This window comes from Bordetella genomosp. 1, assembly GCF_002261335.1.
Classification (GTDB): domain Bacteria; phylum Pseudomonadota; class Gammaproteobacteria; order Burkholderiales; family Burkholderiaceae_B; genus Bordetella.
This window is the reverse complement of record NZ_NEVL01000002.1, coordinates 1-12,661: the sequence shown is the minus strand read 5'-3', so window position 1 is coordinate 12,661 and position 12,661 is coordinate 1. Positions and strand designations below refer to the sequence as shown.

At 70.0% G+C, this 12,661-nt stretch carries 10 protein-coding genes; 3 read left to right on the top strand and 7 right to left on the bottom strand.

What is annotated here, in order from left to right; genetic code table 11:
- The first annotated feature begins 1 nt into the window (after position 1).
- Both CEG14_RS05115 and fabI read left to right on the top strand, forming a co-directional pair.
- Positions 2-1,186, top strand: a complete 1,185-nt coding sequence (locus CEG14_RS05115) for an acetate/propionate family kinase (RefSeq protein ID WP_094825298.1) — start codon at positions 2-4, stop codon at positions 1,184-1,186.
- Entirely contained in the window at positions 1,183-1,968 is a 786-nt protein-coding gene (gene fabI, locus CEG14_RS05110) for an enoyl-ACP reductase FabI (RefSeq protein WP_094825297.1), read from the top strand. Before CEG14_RS05115 ends, fabI begins: the two co-directional genes overlap by 4 nt.
- 7 nt (positions 1,969-1,975) lie before the next feature.
- Here fabI and CEG14_RS05105 read toward each other — a convergent pair whose 3' ends face one another.
- The 4 genes from CEG14_RS05105 to tkt form a co-directional block, all read right to left on the bottom strand.
- Complete coding sequence (locus CEG14_RS05105; RefSeq protein WP_256985585.1) at positions 1,976-3,697, bottom strand: SulP family inorganic anion transporter; 1,722 nt, start codon at positions 3,695-3,697, stop codon at positions 1,976-1,978.
- Positions 3,698-3,818: 121 nt separating this feature from the next.
- Positions 3,819-5,015 carry a phosphoglycerate kinase gene (locus CEG14_RS05100; RefSeq protein WP_094825296.1) on the bottom strand — a complete coding sequence of 399 codons (1,197 nt, stop codon included), beginning with the start codon at positions 5,013-5,015 and terminating at the stop codon, positions 3,819-3,821.
- Between the two features lie 143 nt (positions 5,016-5,158).
- A complete protein-coding gene (gene gap / locus CEG14_RS05095) occupies positions 5,159-6,169 on the bottom strand; it encodes a type I glyceraldehyde-3-phosphate dehydrogenase (RefSeq protein WP_094825295.1) in 1,011 nt (336 codons plus the stop codon).
- 15 nt (positions 6,170-6,184) lie between these two features.
- On the bottom strand, positions 6,185-8,224 hold the full coding sequence (tkt, locus tag CEG14_RS05090) for a transketolase (RefSeq protein WP_094825294.1): 2,040 nt from the start codon (positions 8,222-8,224) through the stop codon (positions 6,185-6,187).
- Positions 8,225-8,501: 277 nt separating this feature from the next.
- Here tkt and CEG14_RS05085 point away from each other — a divergent pair, with 277 nt between their 5' ends.
- Positions 8,502-9,242, top strand: coding sequence for a 16S rRNA (uracil(1498)-N(3))-methyltransferase (locus tag CEG14_RS05085; protein WP_094825293.1), 741 nt, complete (start codon positions 8,502-8,504; stop codon positions 9,240-9,242).
- Positions 9,243-9,328: 86 nt separating this feature from the next.
- On the opposite strand, the gene CEG14_RS05080 is transcribed toward CEG14_RS05085, so the two are convergent.
- The 3 genes from CEG14_RS05080 to CEG14_RS05070 all read right to left on the bottom strand — a co-directional run.
- Positions 9,329-9,796 (bottom strand): barstar family protein, encoded by a 468-nt coding sequence (locus CEG14_RS05080; RefSeq protein ID WP_094825292.1) that lies wholly within the window; start codon positions 9,794-9,796, stop codon positions 9,329-9,331.
- On the bottom strand, positions 9,793-10,956 hold the full coding sequence (locus CEG14_RS05075; protein ID WP_094825891.1) for a patatin-like phospholipase family protein: 1,164 nt from the start codon (positions 10,954-10,956) through the stop codon (positions 9,793-9,795). The genes CEG14_RS05080 and CEG14_RS05075 overlap by 4 nt, the downstream gene beginning before the upstream one ends.
- Before the next feature lie 49 nt (positions 10,957-11,005).
- Positions 11,006-12,661: phosphate acyltransferase (locus CEG14_RS05070; protein ID WP_094825291.1), on the bottom strand; the 1,656-nt coding region annotated here is incomplete at its 5' end.

Below are 12,661 nucleotides of genomic sequence, written 5' to 3'. Positions count from 1 at the left end.
CATGAGCGACACCATCCTCGTCATCAACGCCGGCAGCTCCAGCATCAAGTTCCACCTGTTCGAGGTGGGCCCGGGCGATACCCTCACCGCGCGGCTGGGCGGCCAGGTCGAGGGCATCGGCTCGAGCCATCCGCGCCTGCGCGCGCGCGATGCCGCCGGCCAGACCATGATCGAACGCGACATCGCCCCCAGCCACGCCGCCGACGTGCCCAACGCGCAGGAAGTGGTGGGCATGTGGCTGAGCGGCCACCTGAGCGGCGTGCCGATGGCCGTGGGCCACCGGGTGGTGCATGGCGGCCCCGACCTGTCCGAGCCCGTGCTGATCGACGACGCCGTGCTGGCCAAACTCGAGTCGTACACCTCGCTCGCGCCGCTGCACCAGCCCAACAACCTGGCACCGATCCGGGTGATCCGCGAGCGCCGTCCCGGCATCGCGCAGGTGGCCTGCTTCGACACGGCGTTCCACCGCTCGCACGACGCGCTGGCCGATCACTACGCCCTGCCCGAGCGCTTCTACCAGGAGGGCGTGCGGCGCTACGGCTTCCATGGCCTGTCCTACGAATACCTGGTGCAGCGCCTGACCCAGACCCTGCCCGAGGTCGTGCCCGGCCGCATCGTGGCCGCGCACCTGGGCAACGGCGTGTCGGCCTGCGCGATCCGCGCCGGCAAGAGCGTGGACAGCACCATGGGCTTCACCGCGCTCGAAGGCCTGCCCATGGGCACGCGCCCGGGCCGGCTCGACCCCGGCATCGTGCTGTGGATGATGAACCAGGGCATGACGCACGACGAGATCGAGCACCTGCTCTATCACGACTGCGGCCTGAAGGGCCTGTCGGGCATGGGCAACGACGTGCGCGAGCTGCTCGCCAGCGACGATCCGCGCGCGCGCCTGGCGCTCGATTACTTCGCCTGGCGCGTGGCCGAGGGCATCGCCGGCCTGGGCTGCGCCATGGGCGGCATCGACACGCTGGTGTTCACCGCCGGGATCGGCGAGAACGCCGCCGCCGTGCGCGCCGCCATCTGCGCCCGCCTGGCCTGGCTCGGCATCGCGCTGGACGACGCGCGCAACGCGCAGCACGGCCCGCGCATCAGCACGGCCGACAGCCGCATCGGCGTGTACGTGGTGCGCACCAACGAAGAGCTGATCATCGCGCAGCACACGCTCGACCGGGTGCGCGGCCGATGAGCGCGCCCGCCGCCCCCTTCGCGCCGCTGGCGGGCCGCCGCGGCCTCATCACCGGCATCGCCAACGACCAGTCGATCGCCTGGGGCTGCGCGCGCGCCTTCCGCGCGCTCGGCGCCGAGCTGGCGCTCACCTATCTGAACGACCGCGCGCTGCCGCACGTCGAACCGCTGGCGCGCGAGGTCGAGGCCAGCCTGCTGCTGCCGCTCGACCTGCTGCAGCCGGGCCAGCTCGAGGCCGTGTTCGCGCGCATCGCCGCCGAGTGGGGCGGACTGGATTTCGTGATGCACTCGATCGCCTACGCGCCGCGCGACGACCTGCACGGCCGGGTCACCGACTGCTCGCGCGACGGCTTCCTGATGGCGATGGACGTGTCGTGCTGGTCGTTCATCCGCATGGCCAAGCTGGCCGAGCCGCTGATGCCGCACGGCGGCACGCTGTTCTGCATGACCTACTACGGCTCGCAGATGGTGGTGGAGAACTACAACATGATGGGGCCGGTGAAGGCCGCGCTCGAATCGGCCACGCGCTACCTGGCGGCCGAGCTCGGACCGCAGGGCATCCGCGTGCACGCGATCTCGCCGGGGCCGCTCAAGACCCGCGCGGCCAGCGGCATCGCCGGCTTCGACGATCTGCTCGAACAGGCCCAGACCAAGGCGCCCACGCGCAGCCTCGTCACCATCGACGACGTGGGCGAGGCCACCGCCTGGCTGGCCACCGACGGCGCGCGCCGCATCACGGGCCAGACGCTCTACATCGACGGCGGCTACTCGATCATCGACTGAGCGCGGCTCAGGGCGCACTCTGGTCGAAGGCGAGATCTTCGGCGCGGCCGTAGCGGCCCGCCTCCACCGCCTCGACCGCCTGCTCCGGCGTGAGGAAGATGCGGTCGCGCCCGATCGCATCGGCCAGGCCCGAGCGGTCGAGCGCCATGCGGAAGTTGCCGTGGCCGCCGGCCAGCAGCAGCGTCATGCCGCGCGCCTCGACCTCGTTCCTGAGCTGCGTCAGGGCGTCGATGGCGTCGGCGTCGGCGTGCGTCATGGCCTCGGCGTCGAGCACGAACCAGCGCGCGCCCTGCCCCAGCACCATCACCTCGCGCGCGCGCCGGCGGAACGCGTCGGCGTTGAAGAACCAGATCGACGACTCGAACAGCCACACCACCGTGCCGGGCACCGGCTTGGCGGTGGGATTCAGGTGCAGCTTGCACAGCGCCGTGTCGCCCGGCAGCCGGCCCAGCAGCGCATCGCGCGGCGTGGCGGTGACGTACATCACGTACATCAGCGTGGCGGTGACGGCCACCACCACGCCGGTCAGCACGCCGTAGAACACCACGCCCACCGTGGCCAGCACCGCAAACGCCAGCTCGGCGCGCGAGATGCGCGCCAGCGTGGCGAAGGCGCGCCAGTCGAACAGATGCAGCGCGGCCAGCAGCAGGATCGCCGCCAGCGCGGCCTGCGGCAGCCAATACAGCACGCCGGTCGCCACCGACACCACCAGCGCCAGGGCCAGCGCGGCCACCACGCTGGTCAGCGGCGAGCGCGCGCCGGCCGACAGGCCCACGGCGGTGCGCGAGTCCGCGCCCGTGACCACGAAGCCCTGGAACAGGCCGGCGGCGATGTTGGCCGCGCCGAAGCCGACCAGCTCGCGGTTCGGATCGACGGTCTCGCCGGTGCGGGCGGCGAAGCTGCGCGCCGTGACGATGCCGCTCGAAAAGCTCACCAGCAGCACGCCGGCCGCGCCCATCAGCAGCGCGTCCACGTCATGCATGCGCTCGGGCAGGTGCAGGGCCGGCAGGCCGGCGGGGATGTCGCCGACCACCGCGATGCCGAGCGCCGGAAAATTCAGCAGCCACGACACCAGGCACGAGATCGCGACCAGCAGGATCGGCCCCGGCCACCTGGGCCGCGTCAGCCGCAGCGCGGCCAGGAAGGCCACGCACAGCAGGCCGAACACCAGCGTGGGCCAGTGCACCTGCGTCACCAGGCGCGACACCTCGGCAAACGGGCGCAGCAGGTCGCTGCCGCGCGGCCCGACGCCGGTGAGCGCGGCGAACTGCGCGCCGGCCAGCGTGATCGCCACGCCGGCCATGTAGCCCACCAGCACCGGGCGCGACAGCAGATTGGCCAGCGCGCCGAGCCGGAACAGGCGCGCCGCCAGGCAGCCCAGGCCCACCACCAGCGCCATGCCGGCGGCCGCCGCCAACCGTTCCTCGGGCGCCACGATGGCCATGCCGGTGAGGGTGGCGGCGATCAGCGTGCAGGTGGCGGTGTCGGGCCCGACGATGAGCGTGCGCGAGGCGCCGAACAGCGCGTAGCCCAGCATGCCGGCAATCGCGGCCCACAGGCCGGCCGCGGCCGGCACGCCCATCAGGGTGGCGTAGGCCAGGCCCACGGGCAGCGCGACGGCGGCCACCGACAGGCCGGCGAGCGCGTCGCCGCGCGCCTGCGCGGGCGTGATGCCGCGCCATTTGTCCATGCCGGGAAGGAAACGCCAGATCGAAGCCGGGATCATCATCGGGTCCGTGAGTCGGAAAGCAGCAGGCCCGCGCCATGCTTGCGCACGACGCGGGCCTGCCGATATTACCGCCGCCGCGGGTCCGGGCGCATGACACGCCGCAAACCCGCGCGCGCGCCGCTTACTTCGCGGCGCGTTCCTGCAACACCGCCACGGCGGGCAGCGACTTGCCCTCGAGGAACTCGAGGAAGGCGCCGCCGCCGGTGGAGATGTAGCCGACCTGATCGGTGATCTGGTACTTGGCGATGGCGGCGAGCGTGTCGCCGCCGCCGGCGATCGAGAACGCGGGCGAGGCGGCGATGGCCTCGGCCACGACCTTGGTGCCGTTGGCGAACTGATCGAACTCGAACACGCCGACCGGGCCGTTCCAGACGATGGTGCCGGCCTTCTTCAGGATGTCGGCCAGGGTCTGGGCGGTGTCCGGACCGATGTCCAGGATCATGTCGTCGTCGGCCACGTCCGCGGCCGCCTTGACGGTGGCCTGGGCATCGGCGCCGAACGACTTCGCCACCACCACGTCGGTGGGGATGGGCACGGCGGCGCCGCGCTGCTTCATGATGTCGATCACGGCGCGCGCCTGGTCGACCTGGTCGGGCTCGGCCAGCGACTTGCCGATCAGCAGGCCGGCGGCCAGCATGAAGGTGTTGGCGATGCCGCCGCCCACCACCAGCTGGTCGACCTTGTCGGCCAGGGCCTGCAGGATCGACAGCTTGGTCGACACCTTGGAGCCGCCCACGATGGCGACCAGCGGACGCTTGGGCTCATGCAGGGCGCGGCCCAGGGCCTCGAGCTCGGCTTCGAGCAGCGGGCCGGCGCAGGCCACCGGCGCGAAGCGCGCGATGCCGTGCGTGGTGGCCTCGGCGCGGTGCGCGGTGCCGAAGGCGTCGTTGGCGTAGACGTCGCAGAGCGCGGCCATCTTGCGCGACAGCGCCTCGTCGTTCTTCTTCTCGCCCACGTTCACGCGGCAGTTCTCGAGCAGCACCACGCGGCCCGGCTCGACCTTCACGCCGTCGACCCAGTCCTGCACCAGCGGCACGGGCATGCCCAGCAGCTCGGACAGGCGCTGCGCCACGCGGGCCAGCGAGTCGGCTTCGGTGAGTTCGCCTTCCTTGGGCCGGCCCAGGTGCGAGGTGACCATCACGGCGGCACCGGCGTCCAGCGCCAGGCGGATGCCGGGCACGGAGGCGCGGATGCGCGTGTCTTCGCTGATGCGGCCGGCATCGTCGAACGGCACGTTCAGATCGGCGCGGATGAACACGCGCTTGCCGGCGAGTTCACCGGCGCGGGCCAGGGCGGAGAGCGTTTGGACTTGAGACATGTATGCGGATTTCCCTTGTATCGGCCCGCTGCGCGAGGCCGAGAAAAAGGCCAGACATCGTCGTTGTGACCGGGCATCCGCCCCACAACGCGCCTGTCTGGCCCGTTTTCCGGCGCCGCCCGAGAGCGGCGCCCATGCGTTGCTTACTTGGCCGACATCAGCGCGACGGTGGTGTCGAGCATGCGGTTCGAGAAGCCCCACTCGTTGTCGTACCAGGACGAGACCTTGACCAGCTTGCCCGAGACCTTGGTCAGCGTCGCATCGAAGTTGCTCGACGCCGGGTTGTGGTTGAAGTCGATCGAGACCAGCGGATCCACGTTGTAGTTCAGGATGCCCTTGAGCTCGCCTTCCGAGGCCGCCTTCAGGATGCCGTTGACTTCCTCGACCGTGGTTTCCTTCGACGCGATGAAGGTCAGGTCGACGATCGACACGTTGATGGTCGGGACGCGGATGGCGTAGCCGTCCAGCTTGCCGTTCAGTTCGGGCAGCACCAGGCCGACCGCGGCGGCGGCGCCGGTCTTGGTCGGGATCATGCTCATCGTGGCCGAACGGGCGCGGCGCAGGTCTTCGTGATAGACGTCGGTCAGGACCTGGTCGTTGGTGTAGGCGTGGACGGTGGTCATCAGGCCGGTTTCGACGCCGAGCTTGTCGTTCAGCGGCTTGACCAGCGGGGCCAGGCAGTTGGTGGTGCACGACGCGTTCGAGATGACGGTGTCGCTGGCCTTCAGGACCTTTTCGTTGACGCCGAACACGATGGTGGCGTCGACATCCTTGCCGCCGGGGGCCGAGATGATGACCTTCTTGGCGCCGCCCTTCAGGTGGGCCGAGGCCTTTTCCTTCGAGGTGAAGAAGCCGGTGCACTCGAGCACCACGTCGACCTTGAGCTCGCCCCAGGGCAGCTCGGCCGGGTTGCGGTTGGCCAGCACGCGGATCTTGTCGCCATTGACCACCATGAAGTCGCCATCGACTTCGACGGTGCCCGGGAACTTGCCGTGGGCGGTGTCGTAGCGGGTCAGGTGGGCGTTGGTCTTGGGATCGCCCAGGTCGTTGATCGCAACGATCTCGATGTCGTGCTTCTTACCGTTTTCGTAGTGGGCGCGCAGGATGTTGCGGCCGATACGGCCATAGCCGTTGATGGCGACGCGAATGGTCATGACTAGATCTCCTTTTTACAAAACCTGCTTGACGGTCTCGGCCACCTTCTCGGCGGTCAGCCCGAAGAACTTGAACAGCGCGCCGGCCGGGGCCGATTCGCCGTAGCGGTCGATGCCGACCACGGCGCCTTCGAGGCCCACGTACTTGTGCCAGAACGCGGTGATGCCGGCTTCGACGGCCACGCGCGGCAGACCGGCGGGCAGCACGCTGCGCTTGTAGTCGGCGTCCTGGGCGTCGAACGCGTCGGTCGAGGGCATCGACACCACGCGCACCGCGATGCCTTCCTTGGCCAGCGCTTCCTGCGCGGCCAGCGCGATCGCGACTTCCGAACCCGTGGCGATGATAACGGCGCGGGCGCCCTCGGCGTCCCGCAAGACGTAACCACCGCGGACAATCGCTTTCAGGGTCGCTTCGTCACGCTGCACGAAGGGCAGGTTCTGGCGCGACAGCAGCAGCGCGGTCGGGCCGCCTTCGTGCACGTCCATCCCGATCGAGGTCGGACGGCTCACGGCGTAGTCCCAGGCCACGGCGGTCTCGACCGTATCGCACGGGCGCCACAGCGACAGGTTGGGGATCAGGCGCAGGCTGCTGGCGTGCTCGATCGATTGATGGGTCGGGCCGTCTTCGCCCAGGCCGATCGAATCGTGCGTGAACACGTGCACCACGCGCTGCTTCATCAGCGCGGCCATGCGGATGGCGTTGCGCGAGTAGTCGGAGAAGGTCAGGAAGGTGCCGCCGAACGGCAGGTAGCCGCCATGCAGCGCGATGCCGTTCATGATGGCGGCCATGCCGAATTCGCGCACGCCGTAGTTGATGTGGCGGCCGAACTGGATGTGGCCCTCGGCGCCGGCACGCACGGCGGCCACGCCCTTCCAGTCGGTGAAGTTCGAGCCGGTCAGGTCGGCCGAGCCGCCCAGCATCTCGGGCAGCAGGCCGGCCAGCTCGGTGATGGCGAACTGCGAGGCCTTGCGGGTGGCGACGGTCTCGCCCTTTTCGTTGGTGGCGGCGATGAAGCGCGCAACGGCCTGGGCGTAGTCGGCCGGCAGGTCACCCTTCATGCGGCGCTTGAACTCGGCGGCCTCGGTGGGGAATTCCTTGGCGTAGGCAGCGAACGACTGCTCCCACTCGGCCTGCGCGGCGGCGCCGGGCTTGCGGCCATCCCAGCCGGCGTAGATCTCGGCGGGGATCTCGAACGGCGCGGCGCTCCAGCCCAGCGCGGTGCGGGTGGCGGCGATCTCGTCGTTGCCCAGCGGCGCGCCGTGCACGTTGTGCGTGCCGGCCATGTTGGGCGCGCCCTTGCCGATCACGGTGCGGCAGATGACGAGGGTGGGCTTTTCGGTCTGCTTGCGGGCGGCCTTGATCGCGGCATCGACGGCAGCGACGTCATGGCCGTCGACGCCACGGATCACGTTCCAGCCGTAGCCTTCGAAACGCGTCGCGGTGTCGTCGCCGAACCAGTGTTCGACGTGGCCGTCGATCGAGATGCCGTTGTCGTCGTAGAGCGCGACCAGCTTGTTCAGCTTGAGCGTGCCGGCCAGCGAGCAGGCTTCGTGCGAGATGCCTTCCATCAGGCAGCCGTCGCCGAGGAAGACATAGGTGTGGTGGTCGACCACGGCATGGCCGGGGCGATTGAACTCGGCCGCCAGCAGCGACTCGGCCAGCGCCATGCCGACCGCGTTGGCCAGGCCCTGGCCCAGCGGGCCGGTGGTGGTCTCGACGCCCGGGGTGATGCCCACTTCGGGGTGGCCCGGGGTGCGCGAGTGCAGCTGACGGAAGTTCTTCAGCTCGTCCATCGACAGGTCGTAGCCGGTCAGGTGCAGCAGCGCGTAGATCAGCATCGAGCCGTGGCCGTTGGACAGCACGAAGCGGTCACGGTTGGCCCAGGCCGGGTCGGCCGGATTGTGGCGCAGGTTGTTCAGCCACAGCGCCTGGGCGATTTCCGCCATCCCCATGGGCGCCCCCGGGTGGCCGGAGTTCGCTTTCTGCACGGCGTCCATCGCGAGTACGCGGATGGCATCCGCCAAGGCAAGTTTGGGGGCGGTCGGATTGCTCATTGGGAAGGCTCTGTAAGGCGACGCTGCGGCGCAACACAGGCACGCGCGGCGGCCACGATGTGGGATGGAAAGCTCACAATTTTAGCATCCAGGGATTACCCGGCCTACCCGGTTGTTGCAACCGCCCCCGGCCCCATGCCGCCGGGCCCGCGGCCCGCCCCCGCGCCTACACGCCGTTACACTCCCGGTGCCGGCCGGCGCGCGCCCGGTCCCGCGTGATAGCCTACGCGCCAGGCGCCGGACCGCTGCGCGCCCGCCCCGAAACACCCCTGTGCCCATGTCCACTCCCCGCTTCTATTGCGAAACGCCGCTGGCGCCGAACACCGAGATCGCCCTGCCCGAGGCGCTGGCCCACCACGCCGCCCGGGTCCTGCGCCTGCGCGACGGCGCGCCGCTCGTGCTCTTCGACGGCCAGGGCGGCGAGTACCCGGGCACGCTGCGCATCGACGGCAAGGCCGCCTGCGCCCTGCTGGGCGCGCACCTGCCGCGCGAGGCCGAGCTGCCGGGGCGCGTCACCCTCGTGCAGGGGCTGCCCTCCGGCGACAAGATGGACTGGGTGATCGAGAAGGCCGTCGAGCTGGGCGCGGCGCGGGTCGTGCCGGTGGCGGCGCAGCGCAGCGTGCTGCAGCTGAGCGGCGCGCGGCTGGACAAGCGCGTGCAGCACTGGCGCCGCATCGCCCAGTCGGCCGCCGAACAGTGCGGCCGCAACCGCCTCACCGAGGTCGATGCGCCGCAAAGCCTGCGCGACTACCTGGCCCAGCCCGAGCCGGGCCTGCGGCTGCTGTGCCACCCCGACGCCACGACCGACCTGCCGGGCGCCCTGGCCGCGCACGACGTGCGCACGCACGGCCTGGCGCTGCTGGTCGGCCCCGAGGGCGGCTGGTCGGAGGCCGAGCTGCAGGACACCGCGCGCGCCGGCGTGACGGCGGTGCGCTTCGGCCCGCGCGTGCTGCGCACCGAGACTGCCGGCCTGGCGCTGATCGCCGCGGCCACCGCGCTGCTGGGCTGGCATCACTGAAGCGGCCACGCCACGGACGGGCGCCGCGCGCCGGACGGCAAAAGGGCTGCCCAGGGCAGCCCTTGTTGCATCGGGATGACAGCGGCTCAGACTTCGCCGTAGGGCTGCGCGGCCACGCCGGGTTCGGGATCGGGATGGCGGCCGGCATGCTCGATCACATAGCAGAACGAGCGGCCGTTGTCGGTGGCGAACTGCGCCGCGTCGTCGCACACGGCCGCGATGGCGGAGGCGTCTTCTTCGAGCGCGGGATCCCCGGAGTGCAGGCGGTAGAGCCACAGCACCACGCCGGCGGTCTTGTTGTCGAGGATGGTGTCGCACAGGCAATCGTAGAGCGCATCCAGATTGCCGCCGAAGAATTCGGGGAAGTCGACCGCCTTGGCAATGGCCCGCAATACCGCCGAACGGCTGCGGGCGCGATCGCAGTCTGCCACCAGCAAGGACATGCCCAGCTCATGCGTGGCGTTGACCATGTCCTGCTTGTCCAGGTCATCATGCTCGATTGCCCCGTTGCGGCGCAATTGCTTCAGCAGCGTCGTCTGGCCGTTCCGCGTCATGCCCGGGCCTCCTCGAAAAACGTCACGACTTCGTCAATACGCCGCATCGTATCGGCATACCCCAGATCTATCAATCGCTGCGTGTAAGCGGATTCGAAGAGCAGATACGACATCAACGCTCCCCCGCCCTGCCGGCTTGGGTCGGACGATACACCGAGAACCCGGAAAAGGGTACGTGCCTGTGCCGGCATGGCCTGAAGGTGTTCCAGCGCCAGCAGATCGAGCGACTGGCTGGGGGTGATGGCCAGCACGTCGACGCGGCGCAGATTCATGGCGGGGTCCTCGCGCCGGCCCATCTGGTCGAGCAGTCGGTTGGTGCGCTGCAGCCGCTCCAGGTCCATCGACAGGCTGTCGAGAAAGATGCTCGACAGGGTGTGCCCGCCCACCTGCGCCAGCGAGGGATAGGGCGGCGCCTCGTCGCGCTGCTCGGGATGGGTTTCGTCGTGATAGCTGGTGCCGATCACCAGCACCCGCTCGGCGCCCAGGTGGATGGCCGGGCTGATGGGCGCGAGCTGGCGCATGGATCCGTCCCCGCACCACTCGACCTGCCCCTGGACCTCCACCGGGTGGGCCGGAAACACGAAGGGGATCGCGCTCGACGCCATGATGTGGTCCACCCCGATCGGCGTGGGCACGGCCCGCCGCAGGAAGCGGTGCCAGGGCTCGATCGGCCGGTTCGACTGGTAGAAGGTGAGGTGCTCGCCGCTGGTGTAGCCCGAGGCGGTGATGGCCAGCGCCGACAGCCGGCCGCGCTGCAGGTTGTGCCTGAGCCGGTTGAAATTGAGCGTGCGGCCGAGCAGGTCGGCCAGCGGCGCATTGTCGAGCAGGCACTGCGGCCGCTTGCGCGCCTTGTTGGTCATCATCCAGCCCAGCGACAGCAGCCCGAGCCAGCGCACGCCGGTGCCGACCAGGCCGGGCGTGTCGGCGCGGTAGACCATGCCGGTCTCGAGCGAGGACCAGAGCCTGCGCATGCGCCGCACCGCGAGATGCGGCCGGTCGGTGCGACAGGCCAGCGCCGCGGCGTTGACCGCGCCGGCCGAGGTGCCGCAGATGATGGGAAAGGGATTGGGAAAGCCCGGGCGCGACTGGGGATCGAGGATCTCCAGGATCGCGCCCAGCACGCCCACCTGATAGGCGGCGCGCGCGCCGCCGCCGGTCAGGACCAGGGCGGTCGGTCGCCGGTGCCCGTGGGCCCCGGCGCTTGCGTCGTCATCTGGGAAGGTTGGCATCTACCACGGTGAGGGCCGTCATGTTCACGATCCGGCGCACGGTGGAACTGGAAGTCAGGATGTTCACCGATGCATTGGCGCCCAGCAGGAACGGGCCCACGGCCACATTACCGCCCGCCGCGGTCTTGAGCAAGTTGTAGGCGATGTTGCCGGCGTCGACGTTGGGGCAGACCAGCAGATTGGCCTCGCCCTTGAGCGTGGACGAGGGCAGGATGCGCAGCCGCAGCGCCTCGTCGAGCGCGCAGTCGCCGTGCATTTCGCCGTCGATCTCGAGCTCGGGGGCCTGCTCGCGCACCAGCTCGAGCGCGGCGCGCATCTTGGCGCCGGAGGCCGAGCTGCCCGAACCGAAGTTCGAGCGCGACAGCAGCGCCACCTTGGGCGCGAGGTTCAGGCGCGTCATCTCCTCGGCCGCGGCGATCGAGATCTCGGCGATCTGCTCGGCGGTGGGATCGTCGTTGACGTGCGTGTCGGCCAGGGCCACCGTGCGCTCGTTGAGCAGCAGGATGTTCATGGCGGCGTAGGTCTTGGCGCCGGGCTTCATGCCGATCACTTCGTCGATGAAGCGCAGGTGGTCGTGGTAGGCGCCCACGGCGCCGCAGATCATGCCGTCGGCATCGCCCACGCGCACCATCATCGCGCCGATCAGCGTCAGGCGGCGGCGCATTTCCACGCGCGCCATCTCTTTCGTGATGCCACGGCGCGACATCAGCTCCCAGTAGGTGGTCCAGTACTGGTGGAAGCGCTCGTCGTATTCGGGGTTGGTCACCTCGACGTCCTGGCCCAGGCGCAGGCGCAGGCCGAACTTCTCGATGCGGGCCGACAGCACGGCAGGACGGCCGACCAGGATCGGGCGGGCCAGGCCTTCGTCGACGATCACCTGCACGGCGCGCAGCACACGCTCGTCTTCGCCTTCGGTGAACACGATGCGGGCACGGCCGCCCTCGCGCACGATGCGCTTGGCGGTGCCGAACAGCGGCTTCATGAAGGCGCCGGAGTGATACACGAACTGCTGCAGCTGCTCGACGTAGGCGTCGAGGTCGGCCAGCGGACGCGTGGCCACGCCCTCTTCCATCGCGGTGCGGGCGACGGCCGGCGCGATGCGCACGATCAGGCGCGGGTCGAAGGGCTTGGGAATCAGGTAGTCGGGGCCGAACGACAGGTCGTAGGTGCCGTAGGCGGCCGCCACGACTTCGCTCTGCTCTTCCTCGGCCAGGCCGGCGATGGCATAGACCGCCGCCTTTTCCATGCCGCGCGTGATCGTGGTGGCGCCCACGTCGAGCGCGCCGCGGAAGATGTAGGGGAAGCACAGCACGTTGTTGACCTGGTTCGGATAGTCCGAACGGCCGGTCGCCATCACGATGTCGTCGCGCACCGAGCGCGCGAGCTCGGGCAGGATCTCGGGCGTGGGATTGGCCAGCGCCAGGATCAGCGGACGCGGGCCCATGGCCGCGACCATCTCGGGCTTGAGCACGCCGCCGGCCGACAGGCCGAGGAACACGTCGGCGTCGCCGATCACGTCGGCCAGCTTGCGCGCCTCGGTCTTCTGCGCGTAGCGCGCCTTGTCCGGATCCATCAGCGTGGTGCGGCCTTCGTAGACCACGCCCTCGATGTCGGTGACCCAGACATTCTCGAGCGG